15 protein-coding genes are annotated in these 22,231 nt (G+C 32.6%); 13 read left to right on the forward strand and 2 right to left on the reverse strand.

Translation table 11 applies throughout. The features are described from left to right. Positions 1-41: 41 nt before the first annotated feature. The 4 genes from BM120_RS04060 (at position 42) to trxA (ending at position 4,429) form a co-directional block, all read left to right on the forward strand. A complete protein-coding gene (locus BM120_RS04060; RefSeq protein ID WP_442956751.1) occupies positions 42-1,754 on the forward strand; it encodes a Na+/H+ antiporter NhaC family protein in 1,713 nt (570 codons plus the stop codon). A gap of 387 nt (positions 1,755-2,141) precedes the next feature. Continuing rightward, positions 2,142-2,813 (forward strand): response regulator transcription factor, encoded by a 672-nt coding sequence (locus BM120_RS04065; protein ID WP_091993494.1) that lies wholly within the window; start codon positions 2,142-2,144, stop codon positions 2,811-2,813. Then, on the forward strand, positions 2,803-4,044 hold the full coding sequence (locus BM120_RS04070; protein WP_091993495.1) for a sensor histidine kinase: 1,242 nt from the start codon (positions 2,803-2,805) through the stop codon (positions 4,042-4,044). The genes BM120_RS04065 and BM120_RS04070 overlap by 11 nt, the downstream gene beginning before the upstream one ends. Before the next feature lie 67 nt (positions 4,045-4,111). Beyond that, positions 4,112-4,429, forward strand: a complete 318-nt coding sequence (trxA, locus tag BM120_RS04075) for a thioredoxin (protein WP_091993497.1) — start codon at positions 4,112-4,114, stop codon at positions 4,427-4,429. A gap of 170 nt (positions 4,430-4,599) precedes the next feature. Here the strand turns inward: trxA and malQ are convergent, their stop codons facing one another. Both malQ and BM120_RS04085 read right to left on the reverse strand, forming a co-directional pair. Then, positions 4,600-6,102: a 4-alpha-glucanotransferase gene (malQ, locus tag BM120_RS04080; RefSeq protein WP_091993498.1), complete on the reverse strand. Its 1,503-nt coding sequence runs from the start codon at positions 6,100-6,102 to the stop codon at positions 4,600-4,602. A 216-nt stretch (positions 6,103-6,318) separates the two neighbouring features. After that, positions 6,319-8,172 carry a glycoside hydrolase family 13 protein gene (locus BM120_RS04085; protein WP_091993500.1) on the reverse strand — a complete coding sequence of 618 codons (1,854 nt, stop codon included), beginning with the start codon at positions 8,170-8,172 and terminating at the stop codon, positions 6,319-6,321. Between the two features lie 239 nt (positions 8,173-8,411). Here BM120_RS04085 and glgB point away from each other — a divergent pair, with 239 nt between their 5' ends. From glgB to add, 9 genes are all read left to right on the forward strand, one after another. Continuing rightward, positions 8,412-10,343, forward strand: coding sequence for a 1,4-alpha-glucan branching protein GlgB (gene glgB / locus BM120_RS04090; RefSeq protein ID WP_091993502.1), 1,932 nt, complete (start codon positions 8,412-8,414; stop codon positions 10,341-10,343). Positions 10,344-10,386: 43 nt separating this feature from the next. Further along, the gene (locus BM120_RS04095) at positions 10,387-11,559 is read left to right on the forward strand and encodes a glucose-1-phosphate adenylyltransferase (protein WP_091993503.1); all 1,173 of its coding nucleotides are present in this window, start codon (positions 10,387-10,389) and stop codon (positions 11,557-11,559) included. A 12-nt stretch (positions 11,560-11,571) separates the two neighbouring features. Continuing rightward, positions 11,572-12,678, forward strand: a complete 1,107-nt coding sequence (gene glgD / locus BM120_RS04100) for a glucose-1-phosphate adenylyltransferase subunit GlgD (RefSeq protein ID WP_091993505.1) — start codon at positions 11,572-11,574, stop codon at positions 12,676-12,678. 30 nt (positions 12,679-12,708) lie between these two features. Further along, positions 12,709-14,133: a glycogen synthase GlgA gene (gene glgA / locus BM120_RS04105; RefSeq protein WP_091993507.1), complete on the forward strand. Its 1,425-nt coding sequence runs from the start codon at positions 12,709-12,711 to the stop codon at positions 14,131-14,133. A gap of 143 nt (positions 14,134-14,276) precedes the next feature. Then, a complete protein-coding gene (locus BM120_RS04110; RefSeq protein ID WP_091993509.1) occupies positions 14,277-16,664 on the forward strand; it encodes a glycogen/starch/alpha-glucan phosphorylase in 2,388 nt (795 codons plus the stop codon). A 304-nt stretch (positions 16,665-16,968) separates the two neighbouring features. After that, complete coding sequence (locus BM120_RS04115; RefSeq protein ID WP_091993512.1) at positions 16,969-18,330, forward strand: GTP pyrophosphokinase; 1,362 nt, start codon at positions 16,969-16,971, stop codon at positions 18,328-18,330. A gap of 14 nt (positions 18,331-18,344) precedes the next feature. Further along, positions 18,345-19,232: a radical SAM protein gene (locus BM120_RS04120; protein ID WP_091993513.1), complete on the forward strand. Its 888-nt coding sequence runs from the start codon at positions 18,345-18,347 to the stop codon at positions 19,230-19,232. Positions 19,233-19,384: 152 nt separating this feature from the next. Beyond that, a complete protein-coding gene (locus tag BM120_RS04125) occupies positions 19,385-21,016 on the forward strand; it encodes a Na/Pi cotransporter family protein (protein WP_091993515.1) in 1,632 nt (543 codons plus the stop codon). Between the two features lie 134 nt (positions 21,017-21,150). Beyond that, positions 21,151-22,224 (forward strand): adenosine deaminase, encoded by a 1,074-nt coding sequence (gene add / locus BM120_RS04130; RefSeq protein ID WP_091993516.1) that lies wholly within the window; start codon positions 21,151-21,153, stop codon positions 22,222-22,224. Positions 22,225-22,231 lie beyond the last annotated feature (7 nt).

A 22,231-nucleotide genomic window follows, 5' to 3' on the forward strand; every position in this document is an offset into this window, starting at 1 on the left:
GATTTAATTTTAGGTTGGTGTTGACGACATTTGTATTGTTCATGTTGACGATAGCACCGACATTTGCGGAAGATATTGATAAGGTGGCTAAGGCAAATGCTACAAAGTTTGGATTGATTACAATAATTCCGCCATTATTGGCAATTGTATTAGCTTTTATAACAAAAAATGTTGTTGTTTCGCTATTCTTAGGTGTATTATCAGGCTCCTTGATATTGCAGCTAGGAAATGGAGAAAATATTTTTTCGGCGATAGTGCTATCATTTTTAGATTTTATATCTAGGGCATTAAATGCTCTTGCTGACCCATGGGATGCTGGTATTATTCTTCAGGTTTTGGCAATAGGTGGTGTTATCAATCTTGTAGGCAAAATGGGTGGCGCAAAGGCAATAGCTGAAGCACTTGCAAAGAGAGCGAAAACTTCAAAGGGTGCTCAGTTGATTTCTTGGTTCTTGGGAATTTTAGTATTTTTTGATGACTATGCGAATTCTTTAATAGTCGGTCCAATAATGAGACCGGTATTTGATAAATTGAATATTTCAAGAGAAAAATTGTCATTTGTTATTGATGCAACTGCTGCTCCAATTGCGGGCTTGGCTATTATTTCAACTTGGATAGGTCTTGAGGTTGGATTGATTCATGATGCATTTGGAAGTATAAATGTTGATGTTGATGCCTTTGGTGTATTTCTTCAAACAATACCATATAGATTTTACAATATCTTGATTCTTGCTTTCATAGTGCTTAGTGCAATAATGGTTAGAGAGTTTGGTCCGATGAGAAAGGTAGAATATCTTTCATATAGAAATAAAAGCTCAAAGCAGCTTTTAGATAATGGGGTAGAGGCATTAGATGATATGGCTCCAAAGGATGGTATTAAATTGAGTGTTTGGAATGCCATAATTCCGATTGGTGTTTTGATTTTGAGTTCATTGTCAGCTTTTTATTACAGTGGATATTCATCAATAATGGGTGGAGAAAATGCTGCATTGATTTCAGCAATTAATGCCAGTCCGTTTTCTTTTAATTCTATAAAGGAATGCTTTTCTGCATCTGATGCTTCTGTTGCACTTTTCCAGTCAGCTATTTTTGCAACAATAGTAGCTATATTGATGGCAAAGCTTAAGAGGATTTATACAATATCAGAAGCGATAGAGGTTTGGGTAGATGGAACAAAGACACTAATGATCACAGGAGTAATTTTGATATTGGCATGGTCATTGAGCTCTGTTATCAAGGAGATTGGTACTGCCAAGTTTATGATTAATTACTTATCAGGTGCGATTCCAGCATTTTTATTACCGTCAATAATATTTGTTTTGGGATCAATAATCTCATTCTCAACAGGTACTGCATACGGTACAATGGGAATTTTGATGCCTTTGGCAATACCTCTGGCTCATTCTATTAATCCTGAAATGGGATACGTTGTTGTTTCGACATCTGCAGTTTTAACTGGTGCAATTTTCGGTGACCATTGTTCTCCGATTTCAGATACAACAATTCTTTCATCAATGGGAGCTGGCTGTGATCATATTGAACACGTTAAGACACAGATGCCATATGCCATTTATGTTGCATCATGCACAATATTATTTGGATATATACCTGCTGGCTTTGGATTACCAGTGTTTGTTGTATTGCCATTGGCGATATTTGCTGTAGGATTTGGTCTTAGATTTATTGGAAGAAGAACAGATGTAGATGATCCTGCTTTGGAGGCAAAACTAAAAAAAGAAGGCTATGATTTTTAGAGTAGTAGTAAGCTTGGAAGAGTAGAAATATATAATATGTAGTAATATGTGATAGTATAAGTAATATATAGTAATATTTAGTAGTATATAGAGCAGCAAATTAATTAATATTAATTTAAGTGTATAGAAAATAAAAAAGAGGTTAGGGAGTACAGTTGTTTATCAAGCCTAACTCTTTTTTATTTTTTGTTTTCTTTTTCTTTTTAGCTTTTATAATACATTATTCTAGCATCCTAATTATTACAAAATTTTAAATGATATATTAAAAAATATTGTTTTAACCTGTAACTAGTGATAATATTAAATAGGGAATAGCATTTTTTAAGATTAATAAGTAATAATATATAGTTAAATGTTTTATATTTTGTTATAAAATAGGGAGGAAAAATGAAAATATTAATAGTTGAAGATAATAAAATATTACAGGATGATATGCAAAAAGCACTGAGTAAATATTTTGAAGTAGAAACCTGTACTGATGGCGAAGATGGACTGTACCAGATTTCTCAAGCCATTTATGATTTGGTAATTCTAGATCTTATGCTGCCGAATATGAACGGAATTGAGATACTTAAGGAGACAAGAAAATTAGGTATTGATACTCCTATATTGATTTTGACAGCAAAGGAATCCTTGGATGATAAGATGGAGGCATTTACATTGGGTGCGAACGACTACCTGACAAAGCCTTTTTATATGGATGAATTGATTGCTAGAGCTTTTGCTATTTTGAGAACAAATGGGAGAATCAAAGATAATAAATACCTTGAATTTAAGGATTTGAAGATAGATTCAGAAAAAAAGACAGTTTACATTTTTGATGATGAGATAGAGCTGCAGAACAAGCAATTTAAGCTTTTAGAATATTTTGTTCTGAACAAGGGATCAATCTTGCTTAAAGAACAAATTTATGATAGAATTTGGGGTATTGACTCTGATGCTACTATTGAAATTGTTGAGGTTTATGTAAGTAATTTAAGGAAAAAGCTTTCTAAGTATGACTACGACAAATATATTAAAACCAAGAGAAAGGTCGGATATATTTTAGATGATAAATAACAATGTTTTTCATAAGACCAGATTAAAGCTTATATTTATGATATTGTTGGTCGTGGAGATATTTATGATTGGCATGAGTATATTTATCTACACTTACTATAAATCCAATACGTATAAGACTGTCGATAGGTCACTTCTTGATGAATATCATTTTATCAGCAATCAATTTGATGGAGATTCAATTTTAGATAAGATAATTCTTCAAGATCCAAAGGATATAGTGTATATATACAAGGGCAATACTGTTAAGTACTACACTCAAAATAGGTATTTCAGCGATAAATATCCAACAAATGGAAAGATTGAAAATGGATTTTATTGGGAAAAATTTAATGGATACAATTTTAGAACGATTTATTTTTCGGAAAATGAGTATGATTTTAGAATAATGAGAAATATTGACTCTGAAAAAGAGGGGCTGAGTCATATGGTAGCGCTGTTGATTATGACTGATATGCTTGCGATAATTCCAGGCTTTTTTATCAGTAAATTTTTGTCAAATAAAGCACTAAAGCCGATTGAAAATTCATGGAACAATCAGGTAAAGTTTGTTCAGGATGCATCTCATGAGCTGAGAACTCCTGTTTCGATTATACAGTCAAAGCTAGAATATTTATTGAAATCACCGAGCTCAACGATTGAGAGTGAAGCAGAAACCGTGGCTGTGGCAATGAGAGAGGCTAGGCAGCTTAAGAAGATGATTTCAGAGCTTCTATCGTTGACAAAAGAAGAGTCAATAGTTAAGATCAATAAGGAACAATTTGAAATAGAATCGGTTTTTAAAGAGCTTTCTGAGAGCTATACAGAGATAGCCGAATATCAAAACAAAGTATTTTCTTACAGCATTAATACAAAGAGTAGATATATTTCGACAGATAGAAATAAGCTTATTCAACTACTTAGAATTTTTGTTGATAATGCGTTCAAGTATACAAATGAAGGAGATTCAATTGATGTTTCAATCTATGATAGAGGTAGAGATAAGGTGCAGATTGTGATTTCCGATACTGGCATCGGTATATCAGAAAAAGATCAGAAGCATATATTTGAAAGATTTTTTAGGAGCGATTCAGTAAGAGCAACTGATATTGAAGGATCTGGTATTGGATTATCTATATCACAAATAATAATCAAGACAATCGGTGGAAATATAAAAGTTAAATCAAAGCTGGGTGAAGGCACGAGGTTTTTTATTGAGATTCCAAAGGGAAAAATAGCAAAAAAATTATAATATGTTTAAATTGTTGTTTTATTGGTATCAATATAGTATAAATAAGAATTTTAGGAGGAAAAATAAAATGGCAAACGTAATTAATGGACAAGAATTTGTAAAAAATGTAAAGGAAACTAATGGAGTAGCGGTAATAGACTTTTTCGCAACTTGGTGTGGACCTTGTAATATGTTAGGACCTGTATTTTCAGAGGTAGCAGACGAAATGAGTGGAGACGCATATTTTGCAAAAATCGATATAGACCAGAGTATGGAAATAGCTCAGGAATATAGAGTTACTACTGTACCAACTGTAATATTTTTCAAGGATGGTGTAGAAGTTAAGAGAGAAATTGGTTTTATGCCAAAAGAAAAGATAGTCGCAGGAGTAAATTCTATTAAATAATCAGGACTATAGTAATAAATGCTGTTAAATAATAATATGCTTGAAATATAAACTGTTTATGGTGCTGGTATAAAACAAATGGAGGAGAACATTATTTATTGATGATAAATGTTCAGCCTCCATTTTTATTTATTTTTTATTATCTTACCTATTCTTTTTTATCTATCCTGTTATCTCTTCTTATATCTGCCGTATAAGCCTGTTATGTAGCTGATATAATTTTCTAATTCTCTTGTGAAATCACTATGCACAAGTCTAATTCTCCAATTGTTTTCGTCAGTTGATGGAGTATTGATTCTAGCCCAGCCATCGAAATCCAACCAGTCCTGCATTGGCACTATTGCCATATTTGATGCAGATCCTACAACTGCTCTAATCAAACCTTCAGTATATCTTTCATAGGTATTTAGTCTAAGATATTGCTTTGCGTATTCAAGTGTTCCATGTGGTGCAGCTTTTAACCATTGAGCCAAGGGCATATTATCATGGGTTCCGGTATATGATACAGTATTTTCTACAAAATTGTGTGGAAGATTCATATTGTCAGCATCTGTACTAAATCCGAATTGCACTATTTTCATACCGGGTAGTCCAGTATATTCTAAAAGCTCAATAACCTCCTTTGTGATTAGACCAAGATCCTCTGCAACAATTTTAGCATCGGGAACCTCTTTTTTTATTTTATCAAAAAACGCCTTTCCAGGAGCCTTTTCCCAGTAGCCATTCATAGCATCTTTTGTGGCTTTGTCGATACAATAATAGCTTTCAAGCCCTCTAAAATGGTCTATACGCAAAATGTCATATAGCTCGAATGATTTTTTTACTCTATTTATCCACCAATTGAAGTCATTATTTTCTAGGTATTTCCAATTGTATAATGGATTTCCCCAGTATTGACCAGTTGCTGAAAACTCATCAGGTGGAACTCCTGAAACGAGCTTTGGTTCACCAGCTTGATCTGTCAAGAAAATCTCTTTGTTAAAGTAGAAGTCAGAGCTATCCTGAGATATATAAATCGGTATGTCACCAAATATTTCTATTCCTCTGTCATTTGCATATGATTTTAATCTAAACCACTGATCATAGAATAAATACTGCAAAAATTTATTGTATTCAAGTGACCACTTATACCAATTTATAATATTGCTATCCTGAGATTTTTTAACTTCCTTCTCAGTTTTGATTTTCCAGCTCCAATATGGATTATCCCCGTTGATTTCTCTTAATGCCATATAGCTGGAGTAGTCATCTAACCAGTATTTGTTTTTTTTCAAAAACTCTTTATATGATTCGCCTGAGCTTATGTCAAATCTATTGAAAGCCTCAGTAAAAATAATCCTTTTAAAGCTTCTTACTTTATCATAATCAACATATCTAGGGTCTGCATCAAATTCGGAATAATCGATGGAATTGATAAAATTGTAATCAATATATCCATCTGAAGCTAGTAGCTCTATATCTATCAAGTCATAATTACCAGAAAATGCACCATTTGACTTGTATGGTGAATATCCGTCTATTGAGCTAGTAGATGTTATTGGTAGAATTTGCCAGACACTCTGACCAGTTCTTACTAGGAAGTCTACAAAATTGTATGCCTCGTTTCCCAAGCTTCCAATTCCATATTTTGATGGAAGCGAAAATATAGGCATTAATATACCAGATTTTCTCATAAAATACCTCTTTCTATTTATATTATTATATATTAACTTATATTTTATATACTAATGCGTATTTTATATATCGCTTATATTTTATATACTAATGTATATTTTATAATATCAACTTATATTTTAATATTAAAATATATATTTTTTACATATCAATTTACGCTTTTATATATTTTTATTACAGATTAGTTTTTCATTTTGAAAAATTGAGTTACAAATCTATACGTTTATTTTGATAGCGGTATATGATTGTGGTCCGACAACTATTCCATAATCGGTAAAGAATGGTTTTTTATTTCCAAAAACCCATTCGCCATGTATTTTATCCTCGAATATTATTGGATCGTTACACATATTCACTATACATAGTATATTGTTTCTGTAATATGAAATCACATTTCCCTCGTGAAATGCCATTGCAAATCCGGACTTAAAATCATACCTATATTTTTTTCTAAAATTACAGAGCTTTCTGTAGTGCTCTAGCAGATCAATATCTTCATTGTCCCTATTAAAACAAGCTCTGTTAAATGGATCAGAAAATCCCTGCATTCCGATTTCATCACCATAATATATTGAGGGTATACCAGGAAGTGTAAACTGCAAAAATGATGCAAATTTTTCAAGCTTTTTCGCTTTTTCATAGTCATTTTTTTCAAGCCTAAAATCCTTCTTCAAATGGTTGTCAACCAAGCCGATGTCAGTTCCAAGAACGGTTATTATTCTTTCTGTGTCATGAGTAGAAAGTATATTCATTAGACAATCGAGTGCAGGCTTTGGGTAATTATTTATCAGTGTCATCAGCCTTGAAGCGAATAGGTCTGCATTTTTGTTTTTCATAAAATCTATGATAGCAAATTTCCATGGATAGTTCATGACTGAATCCAATTGCTCTCCAAGTAAATATTTCCTTCTGCATCCATAAGAAAATTTGTTTGAAGCGTCCTCCCAAACCTCTCCAATCAAAAAAGCATCTGGATCCTTTTCTTTCATAGAAGCTCTGATTTCGTCGACAAAAATATCGGGAAGCTCGTCTACAACATCCAGTCTCCATCCCTTTATGCCTTTATTTTGCCAATAATTGAGTACACCATCTTCAGGTCTACAGATAAAATCTCGAAAATCCTTGTTTTCCTTATTGACCGTTGGAAGATTATCAAATCCCCACCACGAATCGTACTTATTTGGGTATTCTATAAATTTAAACCATGGATAGTATTTTGATTCCAAGGAATTGTATGCCCCTATATCTGAGTAGTGACTTTTTTTGTTAAAGTATTTACTATCAGATCCGGTATGGCTAAACACACCATCAAGTATAATATTTATATTGCTTTTTTTGAATTCTGAGCATAGACGCTCAAAAATATCATTAGTACCCAAATATGGATCGATATTGTAGTAATCTGCTGTGGAGTATCTGTGATTCTCTGAGCTTTCAAATACGGGATTTAAATAAATCATGTCGATATTCAAAGACTCAAAATATTCCTTTTCAGAAAGAATACCATCAAGATTACCTTTGTAAAAATCTCTTGCGGCATAATTTTCTGTGTCAAATGAAGAGTTTGGGATATCTTTCCAATTGGCATGAATAATTCTTTCAGCTTCATTGATAGCTTTAGAGGGAATATAGCAATCATCCTTCTTAAATCTGTCTGGAAAAATTTGGTACATTATACCGCCCTTTACCCAGCTTGGGGTTTTGTAGCCTTCATCAAAAACTGTCAGCTGCCATGGAATTATTCTATCGCTAATCTCTGCATTGTAATCGAAATTTGAAATATATGATACATTGCTTTCTCCGAACTTAATTTCGAAATAGTAATAGTAAATTCCAATTTCAAATTTGTCCAAAGAAGCTGTATATTTAATGTATGAGCCGATTTCACCAACCTTTTTCATATGCGTTTTCATAGTAAATGTTTCATTTTGATCACTGTGTATACAAAGGTTGATACCGGTTTCGTAAAGTCCTTTTTTCACTAGCACGTCTAAGACAGATGACTCATTATTGCTTATAGAGCCGCTTGGAGTCTTGAACGTCAATGGATTGTATATTATATCTTTCATTTTTTTACCTCTGCTTTATCAATACTATTCAAAGTAATTATTTATATTATATAATAAAAATCAATATAATGGTAGTGATACCGCATTATTATTAAAAAAGAATTTTCTTTAAATTCAAATAAATTTTTCATTTTATGATGGAAAATATAGGTAAATGTGATAATATAAATATAAGATAATCATTACTTAGTTTAATGTTACTTCTTAATGAGTATTTTAATATGTAAGTGAGGTGAATTATGGTTATGGTAGACAAGAAAAATGAATTAGCAGAATATTTATTTCATGAAGGAACAAATTTTAAGTCCTATGATTTTCTGGGTTCATTTTTGAAGGAAGATAGGTGTACCTTTAGAGTATGGGCTCCAAATGCATATCAAGTATATGTGACAGGAGATTTTTGTGAGTGGAATCCGATCTCTTATGAAATGAAAAAGATTACTGATGGTGGCGTTTATGAGATTGAAATTGATGGTGTAAAGAAATATGATTGCTACAAGTTCGTATTTGAAACCGAAAATTCAAAATTTTTATACAAATCAGACCCTTATGCCAAGCATTTTGAAACTAGACCGAATACTTCATCAAAGGTATATTCTATAGGAGAGTATGAATGGTCGGATAAGAATTGGATGAAAAATAGAGAAGTCCCTTATGAAAAGCCGATGAATATATATGAGGTCCATCTTGGTTCATGGCGAAAAAAATATGATGGGAATTTTTATTCTTACAGAGAATTGGCTCAGGAGCTTGTAAAATATGTGAAGTCAATGAACTATACACATATTGAAATATTACCAATATTTGAACATCCTTTTGACAAATCCTGGGGTTATCAGGTTACTGGATATTTTGCTCCAACATCAAGATATGGACTTCCTGAGGACTTCATGCATTTTGTTGATGAGTGCCACAAAAATGGGATAGGGGTAATATTAGACTGGGTTCCTGGACATTTTCCAAAGGACGAATCGGGCTTGTGCGAATTTGATGGTGGATATGTGTATGAATACTCTGATCCGAACAAAATGGAGCATAAAGAATGGGGTACAAGAGTTTTCGACTATGGTAGAAAGGAAGTAATATCTTTTCTTGTTTCAAACGCATCGTACTGGCTTGACAAATATCATATCGATGGACTGAGAGTAGATGCTGTTTCATCAATGCTTTATCTTGATTACGGGAGAAATGACGGACAATGGACTCCAAATAAGTATGGTAAAAATGAGAATCTTGAGGTAATAGATTTTTTTAGAATATTAAATAGACATATCAAATCGGAATTCAAAGGAGCTTTTATAGTTGCAGAGGAATCCACAGCTTGGCCGAAGGTTACTCATTCCATTGAAGAGGGTGGTTTGGGATTCGATTTTAAGTGGAATATGGGATGGATGAATGATTCATTAAGGTATTTGGAGGCAAATCCATTTTTTAGGAAGGATATGCATAATAACCTAACCTTTTCACTTACCTATGCCTTTTCAGAAAACTACATATTGCCACTTTCACATGATGAGGTGGTGCATGGAAAAAAATCTATCCTTGATAGGGCAACGGTAGAATTTGACGATAAATTTTCAAGCTTGAAGGCATATTTGGGATATATGTATGCTCATCCTGGAAAAAAATTGACATTTATGGGTACTGATTTGGCTCAGGTGATTGAGTGGGATGAATCAAAGGAGTTAGATTGGATGTTGCTTCAATATGAAAATCATTCAAATAATCAAAAATTCATTAAGGAGCTGAATAAGGTTTACAAGGACAATCCAAGCCTATGGGAAGGCGACAATTCTTGGGAAGGCTTCACCTGGAATACTGTTGACGATATGAGAAATAATGTATTTGCTTTTACAAGAAGATCGAAAAAGGGTGATAGAGTGATGGCAATTTGCAATTTTTCATCTCAATTGCTGAAGGAATATAAAATCGGTGTGGATACTGATAAACCCTTTAAAGTATTGATTAATTCGGACGCAAAAAAATTTGGAGGAAGTGGTCTGATCAATAGAAATATATTGCCAGTGGAGGAAGACTTCAATGGATTTAGATATTATATTTCTATTTCAATTCCACCATTTTCAGCTATCTACTTGATAAACAAAGAAAAAATGCTTACTACGAGTAAAGTAAAGAGTAAATCTAAAGTAAAAATGACAAATAAACGCTAGCAAAAAAATATTTATATAAGGTTTTTATTTTGAGAGGTGTATTATGAGATTAAAGAAAGAAATTGTAGCCATGTTATTGGCTGGTGGACAGGGAACTAGACTTCATTCTCTAACAAAGAATATGGCAAAGCCGGCAGTTCCTTTTGGTGGTAAATATAGAATTATCGATTTTCCTCTTTCAAATTGCGTGAATTCAGGTATATCGACAGTGGGTGTACTAACTCAATTTATGCCTCTGGAGTTAAATTCGTATGTTGGAAATGGATCGCCTTGGGATTTGGATAGAATGGATGGCGGACTATCTATACTTCCTCCATATACAGGTGGCGAAGGAGATTGGTACAAGGGTACCTCAAATGCAATATATCAGAATTTGAAGTATATTGAACAATATGATCCAGAATATGTATTAATTTTATCTGGAGACCACATATATAAAATGAATTATAATGATATGCTGGAATTTCATAAAAAAAGAGGTGCTGATTTAACAATTGCTCACATCAACGTTACTTTGGAGGAGGCGAGTAGATTTGGAATATTAAATACTCTTAATGATCTTTCGGTTTCTGAATTTGTTGAAAAACCAGCAAAGCCAATTTCTACAAAGGCTTCCATGGGAATATATATTTTTAAGTGGTCTGAGCTAAAAAAATATTTGTCTTTAGTTGAAGAGCTTGAAAATACAAATTATGACTTTGGTAAGGATATGATACCAATGATGCTAAATGATGGAAAAAAAATATTTGCATATCCTTTTGACGGTTATTGGAAGGATGTAGGGACAATTGAGAGCTTATGGCAGGCAAATATGGATCTTCTTCATAATGTTGATGAATTTAATATTTTCGATCCACTTTGGAGAATATATTGTAGACACTATGAGTCAATGCCTCAATACATTGGTACTGATGCAAAATTGTCAAATTCAATGATATCTGAGGGGTCAATCGTGAACGGAAAGGTTGTAGAGTCGGTAATTTCTTCTGGCGTAATTATTGAAGAAGGAGCTGAGATTTACAATAGTGTTATCATGAAAAATGCATTTGTCGGAAAAGGTGCAAAAATATACAACTCTATTGTGGCTGAAGAAGCAAAAATTGAGTCCGGTGCAAGGGTCGGTCACGAAAAAATTATTTATGGTAAGGATATGATTACAGTAGTTGGAAACAGCCATATTATTAATAGCAATTCAGAAGTTAAAAAACAGTTGTAGGAGGTAACCAGTATGAATGCATTTAGTATATTATTTTCAGATATTTTTCAAAATTATGATATAGGGGGATTTGTAAAAAATAGAACAATGGCATCACTTCCAATAGGTTGTAGATATAGAATGGTGGATTTTATGCTTTCCTCGTTGGTCAAGGCAAATATTCCAAATATTGGTATATTAGCGACGAATAATTACAATTCACTGATGGATCACGTAGGCTGGGGCAAGGATTGGGATTTGAATAGAAAAAACAGTGGACTTAAAATAATTCCACCACTTGCTATAACAGATTCAGGTGTTGCTAGAAGTAAGTTTGAAGCCTTAAATCATGCATTGCCGTACATAAACTCTATGCTTCAAAGGTATTGTATAGTTGCTGATTCAAACATTATAGCAAACATCGACTTTAAAGAAATGCTTAAATTTCATGAGGCAAACAATGCTGACTTTACGGTTGTTTGTGTGAGAAGAAAGCCTGGAAATGGTGAAATTGAAATGCTTATCGATTCTAAAAATAGAGCGTATGACCTGTTGTATCATCAGACAGGTGCTGATTATGAATGTGATACTCTAATAAAGGTAACACTGATGAGCAAAGAAATGCTGATTGATATAATAAAAAAGGGCAATTCAAAGGGATGGCAAGATATTGTAAGAGATTATATATCAAAAAATTTCAACAGGCTAAATGTTTATGTTTATAAATTTGAAGGGTACTGCAGGATAATAGATAATTTGGACAGCTATTATAATATGAATATGGATCTGCTAAGTGAAGACGTGAGTAAGGAATTATTCCTATCTGATACAGAAATACTTACGAGAGTCAAGGATAGTGTGCCAACTCTTTATGGGGAAAAGGCAAAGGTTAAAAACTCGATGCTGGCTGATGGCTGCAAGATAAATGGTGAGGTTAAAAATAGTATTATATTTAGAGATGTGATTATTGAAGAGGGTGCAGAGGTAAAAAATAGTATTTTGATGTCTGGAACTGTTGTGAGAAAGGATGCAAAGCTTGATTATGTTATTACAGATAAGTGTGTATCTATAGGTGAAAAAAAGGATCTAAGAGGAGATAAAAATCGTCAGTTTACGGTGCCAAAATACATGGATATATAATATAAATTAAAAATAAGAGGAGGTGAAAGTATGAAGGTATTATTTATTGCAGCAGAGGGTGCTCCTTTTGTAAAAACTGGTGGACTGGGAGATGTTATTGGGTCTCTTCCAAAAGAGCTAAATGATGATAATGTAGATGCTAGAGTAGTATTACCGCTATATAGTAGCATAGACAGAGAAAAATATGATATCAAATTTCTAAAATACATTTACATTACCTTGGGATGGAGAAATCTTTATTGTGGTATATTTGAAGCTGAATTAAATGGCGTTAAGTATTATTTTATTGATAATGAACAATACTTTAAGAGAGGACATGTATATGGAGAGATGGATGATGGTGAAAGATTTGCGTTTTTCTCAAAGTCGGCTCTCGAAATACTACCACATATCGATTTCAAGCCGAATGTAATCAATTCCAATGATTGGCATACCGCAATGTCAATAGTTTATGTAGATTTATTCAAGAAATTAGGATATGAATTTTTCAAGGATATAAAAACAGTACTGTCTATTCATAACATAGAATTCCAGGGAAAATTTAATCCGTATATTTTAGGGAATCTCTTTGGATTGGACAATGATTATCTTCCAATAATGACCTTTGATGGAGATATCAACCTACTAAAGGCAGGTATTCAGCTGGCTGATAAGGTCAATACAGTAAGTAAAGCTTATGCTGAAGAAATTCTCCAGCCATATTTTTCATTTGGACTTGATTCAGTACTCAACAATGAAAAATGGAAATTGAGAGGAATTGTAAATGGTATTGACTGCGATAAGTTTAATCCTCAAAAAGACAATGTGATATATAAAAGCTATTCTTATAATACGATTGACAAAAAAGTAAAAAATAAGCTTGCTCTACAAAAAGAATTGGCACTTGAGGTAAATGAAGAAATTCCTTTGGTTGGAATGGTAACTAGATTAACTGATCAGAAGGGAATAGATTTAATCATAGAGGTTGCAGAGGAAATTGTCAATATGGGAACTCAGCTGGTAATTTTGGGAACTGGTGATCCAAGCTTGGAGTCGAGCTTAAGGCACCTGGAAAATACAAGACATGATAGGATTAGGTCTCTGATAATGTTCTCTAATGATTTATCATCAAAAATATATTCAGCATCAGATTTATATTTGATGCCTTCAAAATCTGAGCCATGTGGTCTCTCACAGCTGATAGCAATGAGATATGGAGCTATTCCAGTTGTCAATAGAGTCGGTGGATTGAAAGACACTGTTGTTCCATACAATCCGTTAACAGGAGAAGGAACAGGCTTTACATTCGAGTCATACAATGCATATGATATGTTGAATGCTGTGAGACGTGCATTGGATGTATTTAATACAGATAAAGAGACTTGGAAGAAAATAATGTTCAATGCTATGAATTATGATTCAAGCTGGGTTAAATCAGCAAAAGAATATATTGAAATGTATAAAGAGATACTGTAAAATATAACGAAAAACATTATTGCGATAAAGCTTATCTTAGTATTAATTTTATTATTAACTTTAGTATTAATTTAAGTTTTATCGTTTATAGTGTTAATAGCAATAAAAAAGTGATTTGGTAGAAATGAAGTAAGGAGAAGATAATGGTAGGATTTACTGATGAGATAGGAAGATATCTCGAAACAAAATTTGGAAACTCGATTGATGAAGCAAGTGAAAGACAGGTTTATCAGGCCTTGATGGTAAAGACAAGAGATAGACTATCTGAAAAAAGGTTTGATTATAACAAAAAATTAAAGGATTCAAAACAAAAGCAGGCGTTTTATATGTCGATGGAGTTTTTGGTAGGTAGAACCTTAAAAAATAACCTTTTTAATCTTGGCTTAGAAAAAGAAGTAAAGGATTATTTAGAGAACAACGGATTTAATCTGGATAAGATATATGATATAGAACCGGATCCAGGTCTTGGAAATGGTGGTTTGGGAAGATTGGCAGCTTGCTATATGGATGCTCTTACAAGTCAGGATTATCCAATGACTGGATTTTCAATTTTATATGAATTTGGAATTTTTAAACAGGTTATACATGATGGATGGCAGCAAGAATATCCTGACAATTGGCTAGATTTGGGTTCGTATGGATTGATGTATAGAAGTGATGAGGAAGTGGAGATAAAGTTCTACGGCAACACGAGAGAGGAGTGGACTGATAAAGGCTTAAAAATCACTCATAGCGATTACACTTCTGTAATTGCAGAGCCTTATGATTTATTGATATCTGGTTATCATAGTGAAGCTGTTAACACATTGAGACTTTGGAGAGCAAAATCTAATAAAGGCTTTAATATGAAGCTTTTCGAAAAAGGAGAATATGCGAAATCTGTTGAATCTGATGTTATTGCAGAGTCAATTTCAAAGCTTCTGTATCCGGCAGATGACAACGATACTGGTAAAGCACTTAGAATAAAGCAACAGTATTTCTTTACAAGTGCTTCTCTACAGCAGATAGTGAGAAATCACTACGCAACCTATTCAACACTGGATAATTTGGCTGATAAGGTGGTAATTCACATAAATGATACCCACCCAGCAATGTGTATTCCAGAGCTTATGAGAATACTATTGGATGAGTACGAATACTCATGGGAGGATGCATGGAATATAGTTACAAAGACCTTCGCATATACAAACCATACTATAATGGCAGAAGCACTTGAAAAGTGGTCTGTAGATCTATTCAAGCCTATTTTACCGAGAATATATTCTATTATTGCAGAAATAAACAACAGATTTTGCGAATGGTGTAAGAGAATTGGTGCATTGTCAGAGCTTGAAACTATGTCGATAATACACAACAACATGATAAAAATGGCGAATTTATGTATCGTAAGTAGCTACAACGTAAACGGTGTTTCAAAGCTACACTCTGATATACTTGTTGAAAGCACATTCAAGTCATTTAACAGAATTTATCCAGGCAAATTCAACAATGTAACTAATGGAATCGCTCACAGAAGATGGATAGCACAATCCAATCCTGAATTGACATCATATTTGAATGATCTATTGAAGGTGGATTTTGTAAAGGATTTGTCTAAAATTGAAAAGTTATATGATTATAAAGACAACATAGCTGTAATTGAAGATCTGGAAAAGATAAAATTAATAAAGAAGGCTCAGCTTTCAAAATACGTAAAGGATTCTACTGGAATAAATATTGACAATGAATCTATTTTCGATATACAGGTTAAGAGATTGCATGAATACAAGAGACAGCTATTAAACGCACTTCATATTGTATATTTGTATAGAAGGATTAAATTTGATGGATTAAGACCTGTGCCTAGAACATTCATTTTCGGTGCCAAGGCATCATCAGGCTATGCAATGGCAAAAAATATTATCAAATTTATCTGTACATTATCTGAGATGATTGAGGCTGATCCAGTGGCTAGAAACTATGTAAAGGTTGTATTTTTGGAGGATTACAGAGTAACCTTGGCTGAAAAAATTATTCCAGCAGCAAATGTAAGTGAACAGATTTCACAAGCAGGTAAGGAGGCTTCTGGAACTGGAAATATGAAACTGATGTTAAATGGTGCTTTAACTTTGGGAACAATGGATGGAGCAAATGTCGAAATTTATGAGGCAGTTGGGGATAAAAATATTTTCATTTTTGGTCTATCAACTCCAGAAGTCAATGAATTAATCAAAAACGGTTATAGACCAATTGATTATTATAAAAGCTCAAATGAAATCAGAGAAACCTTGGAATTTATAAGAACAATAAATTTGAATGGAGCTAACTTCAATAACATCGTTGATTATCTAATAAATAGCGATCCATATATGTGCTTGGCTGATTTCCACAGTTATATTGAAAAGCAGAGAATAGTTGAAAATACATACTTAGATAAGAAAAGCTGGGGATCTATGAGTCTTGTGAATATTGCGAAGGCCGGTATATTCTCAGCAGATAGATCTACAAAAGAATATGCGGAAAATATTTGGAATATTGATATTGTAAAATAGAAAAAATCGGTATAAAGGTGTATTAAAAGATACATAAAAATATGATAAATTATAATAAAGCTATTTAGAGCTGTTCCTATTGGAATGGCTCTTTTTAAAATTGAAATAAATTTACTTTAAACCACTTTAGTTTTCTATAGTAAAATTATAGCTTTAATATTTTTTTAAAAATGAAAGCATATTAATTTTTTATTATAATTTATTAAAAATAAAGAGTTTCTATATTATTGATATTATTTTTTATTTTACAATTATATGTATTATTTGTTATAATGAAAAGTAGATTAAATTATTGGAGGAAGCTATGAGATTAAAAGAATTTGAGTTTATCGAAGAAGCGACATCAATACTGGCTGAGCAAAGACCGGCTTTGGAAGTAATTGAAGATGAACTTGTTAAATTTTTTGCAACCATTCCGCTAAATGATACTGAATTAATCGCTGTTACCTCGAGAATAAAATCTGAAAACAGCTTGAAGGAAAAAATAATACGAAATAGATACCTTAGCACATATTCTGAGCCAAAGGAATTGATATCGGATATACCGGACTTGATTGGTATTAGGATGGAATGTAAATTCACAAAGGAAGAAAAGGATATATTCTTAATTTTAAAGAAGTATTTTAAATGCACTGATGACAGAAAATATTTCTATTCTAAATCAAATAAAAATATAAGACTATATCTATATGATAAACAGCCTCTTCGACAAAAAAACGGTTTTGAAATATATAAAATTGACGGAGAATATACATTTCTGAATAGAAGAATTAAGTTTGAGCTTCAGATTAAATCGCTGGTAAACGTGTTCTGGAGTGAAATCGAACACAAAATCATCTATAAAAATACGACTTATCTGTTGGAAGATGCCTTTTTAAAGGACATGATGGTGTCAATAAAAAATAGTCTAGCTATGATTGATGATCAGCTATTAAATATCTACACCAACTTTAAGTCTAAAGATAAAATAGATGGAAATACCGGTAGAGCTGAGATGGAAAAGATTTTTGCGAAAATACTTTATGATACAATAATGTACAAGATGAAAAAGCAATTATATTTTTCTATTGATTTCAAAAAACCCTGTGAGACAATCATCAGCTATTCGATGAACAAATACAGCGACTCGTTAGAAGGGTTAAGTAGCTTTCTTACAGATGAATATATTAAAATAAATGACTTTATCAACAAAGATATCGATTTTGATAATGAGATACATATGGAAAATGAGGTTGTATTTGAGGATGAATTTTCTCAAAATGTGGCAAACTTTTTTTTGAATAAGATGAATTCTGAGGTTCCTTGGAATTTATTTTTCAAGATAATTTTCGAATTGGAGCCAGAAAATAATGTCGATGATTTTATGAATTTCATCATGTTTTTCAAAGCCTCACTCGTTTCTGAGGAAAGTATTTACAATACTATAGAAAAATATGGAGAATATAGTAATAAGATAATTTCGGATTTATATGAATGCATATATAAAATGATTGAAAAAGTGGGAAGAATAGACATATTCTACGACAACAATATTCATAAAATAAACAAATTGGCATCTGAAGGATTGGATTATGTATGCTATGAATTTGATACATATTTCGATTATATGGAGATGAAAAGGGTTATTTCAAAAACCATAACTGATAGCTTGATAAAAATTTTTTAAGGAGTGGTGAATAAATGGATAACAAATTATCCTATTTAAGAGTAATATTAACCGAAGAAAGCAATTTTTCTTTTCTTTATTTAAAATCTAATGTTGGATCAGTTGTCATTGATCAAGATAGGCAAGCGATGAAAATTGACGATTTCAAAAAAATAATTGAATATTTCGTAAAGCGTGGTTTGAAAAAAATAAAATTCGTTGGTGGAGAGCCACTGCTTTATAGAGGCTTGTCGGAATTAGTGGAATACTCAAAGGAATTGGGCATTGAGGAAATTGGCATTACTACAAATGGAATTGGATTGGCTACAAGGATAATTGAATTAAAAGCAAAAGGGCTTACAAATGTCAATATTTCATTGGATTCATTAAAAGAATACAGATATCAAGCACTGACAGGCGGTGGCAATTTAAAGGAAGTATTTTTATCGATTGATGCTTGCATTGCTGCAGATATCAATTTAAAAATTAACTGCGTTGCCATAAAAGGCTTTAATGACGATGAGCTTCTTGATTTTATGAAAATGACTATAAATAACTATATTGATATAAGATTAATTGAGCTTCTGCCTTATGGCCTTGATAAAGGGGTTTTTGATAGGGGATATTTGGACATAAGACAATTTCTTGAGTACAATGTCGAATCAGTATTAAAGGATAAAAAGGACTATCTCAGCGTTTCTGAATATTTTAGAATTGAAGGAGCAAAGGGAAGAATTGGAATAATTACAAAGGATTCAAGAGATCATAGGGATGATTTGCGAAGAATAAATGTCAGCAATAGAGGCTATATGAATATTGGACCTGTTCAGAAGAATGAGTATTTTATAAAGAATATGCTTCAAGACAAGGAATTACTTGATGATTTAATTTATAAAGTGACTTCAAAAATTGGTATAAAGTAGCTTTGAAATAGATTACAAATGCTGTGAAAATAAAAACAAAAAATATTTTTTGTTTTTATTTTTATGTTTTCATGTTATTATAATATTAAGGCTTTATTTATTGATAAAAAAATATAAAAAATGTAAAAAATAATTTAAGTTGAGGTGTAAATATGAATGTAGCTGTTTACCTAATCGGAGGGTTAGGTATGTTCCTTTATGGGATGAATGTCATGGGTGACGGTCTTCAAAAAGTTGCGGGTGAGAAACTTAAACGTATTATAGAGATGCTGACTACCAACAAACTTATGGGTGTTTTAGTTGGTACAATCGTGACTGCTATTATACAAAGCTCTAGTGCAACTACTGTGATGACGGTTGGTTTTGTTAATGCTGGAATAATGACATTAAAGCAAGCAATCGGTATAATTATGGGTGCAAATATTGGTACGACAGTAACTGCACAATTGGTATCATTTAGTATTGAAAAATATGCACCGATTGCAATTGGATTGGGTATGATTATGTGGTTCTTCACAAAAAAGAAGCACGTAAAAGATTTGGCAGAAATACTTATAGGATTTGGTATTCTATTCGTCGGTATGTCGTTTATGAAGGATGCTGCAGCTCCAGTATCAGAAATGCAAAAAGTGCACGATGCGATTTTAGCGTTAAGTAGAAATCCGATTTTGGGAATAATTGCCGGATTTTTGATAACAGGCACAATTCAGAGCTCAAGTGCATCGATTGGTATTTTGATTGTTTTGGCATCTCAAGGCTTATTGCCGATAACTGCAGCATTGCCAATTCTATATGGTGATAACATAGGTACTTGTGTAACATCGTTATTGTCGACAATTGGTGCGAGCAGAAACGCAAGAAGAGTAGCTATTATTCATCTTATTTTTAATGTTATGGGTACCTTGCTATTTATTGTTGTATTGAGTAAACCAATTATTTCTCTTGTCACAACAATGGATCCGACAAATGTCCCTAGACAGATAGCGAATGCACATACTTTGTTTAACCTAGTAAATGTTTGTATTTTGTTTCCGTTTTCTAATTATTTGCTAAAGCTTGCATATAAATTAGTTCCTGTTTCTGTTGATGATGAGGAAGAAGAAAGAATAAATACAACCAAATTCCTTGATGAAAGAATATTGGAAACGCCATCAATTGCACTTTCAAATACTGTTGATGAAGTGATAAGAATGGCAAGCAGATCTACTAGATCATTGAATGCATCTTATGAGTCCATTAAAAATAAGGATATGGATTTGGTGGCGAAATCATTTGAATATGAGAAAATTATTAATAAGCTGCAAATTGATATTACGAATTTCTTGTTTAAATTGACTACAAGAAATCTAAGTGATATCGAGAGAATAAAGACTGATGTATTGTTCCATATTGTCAATGATATTGAAAGAGTTGGGGATCATGCCGAAAATCTGGCTGAAATTTCAGGATTCTTAAATGAAAGGAAGCTAAGCTTTTCAGATGAGGCGAGTAGAGAATTGGATACATTATTTGGTATAGCTTCTAGCAACTTCTACGATAGTATCACAGCAATAAAAACCTATGATGAAGAACTGGCAAAGGAAATTGTTGAGAGAGAAACTGAGTTTGGAAGGCTTGAAAAGGAATATAGAAAAACTCATATGGATAGACTTCGCAAAGGCGATTGCACTGTAGAGGCAGGAATATATTTCTTGGATATTATTACAAATTTAGAAAGAATTTCTGACCATTCAATAAATATCATAGATGAAATGAATAGGATGAGAGGAAATATAACTATATAATCAATCATAAAATAAAAAATAGGTTTGGAGCATTCAAGTCATATTAATAGGAGTGTTTCGAGCCTTTTTTGATTTAAAGGGAAGTACTGATTTGAAGTCGTATTTGAATAGACTGCCAAATTTCGGAGGTAAAGATGAGTAAGGAAACAATCACTAAAAAAACTATAATCACAAACAAGACTGATTATAAAAAAGCTCCAAAAATAGAGCTACATTGTCATTTAGATGGCTCATTAAGACCGGAAAGTGTGTTAGACGAGTTAAAAGCAATTGAATATGCAAATATTGATTTGGATGTGGATAAGATAAGGGAATTACTGATCGTTCCCCCAAATTGTAGTTCTTTAATTGAATATCTAAGCTGCTTTGAGCTTCCACTCAAAGCAATGCAGAGGAAAAGTTCAATTGAGAGATTCACGTATGAGGTGTTTCAAGATGCCAGCGAGGAAAATGTCAAGTATCTCGAACTAAGGTTTGCTCCTATCCTTCACACTAGGATGGGGCTATCCTTGGATGAGATTATCGAATCGTCAATAAATGGCATGAATAAGGCAAAAGCTGATTTTGATATCGAGGGTGGTATTATTTTATGCTGTATGAAAAATTATTCGGAAAAATCAGCAATCGATACAATAAAAGCTGGAGAAAAATTCATTGGTAATGGAGTAGTAGGTGTAGATTTGGCAGGTCCAGAGGATGAGGGATTTGCAAAAAAATTTATTGAGCCAATGAAGCTTGCACGGAAGCTTGGTTATAATATTACCATTCATGCAGGTGAAGCAGCGTCTGGCAAAAATGTATATGATGCTATTACATTGCTAGGAGCTCAGAGGATAGGTCACGGAATAAGGATAAATGATAACAAAGCTGCATATGATATCGTAAAGAAAAGTAATGCTTTGCTAGAGGTTTGCCCGATTAGCAATGTAGATACGAATACTGTTGAAAATATTAATTTACATCCTGTTTTTGACTATTTGAAGGATGGAATAAATATTTCAATAAACACCGATAATAGAACGGTATCAAACACGACGATGACAAAAGAATTGAATTTAATTGACTCTGTATTTGGACTGGATATGGACTCATATAAAAAAATATACTATAATACAGTGGAGAGTTCATTTGCTTCAGATGAAGTTAAGTGCCGATTAAAACGGAATTTTGAAGAATATTACCATGAGCTCTTGGTATCTAAGAAATAAAAATCAT

It is taken from the genome of Peptostreptococcus sp. D1, assembly GCF_900112955.1.
GTDB lineage: Bacteria > Bacillota > Clostridia > Peptostreptococcales > Peptostreptococcaceae > Peptostreptococcus.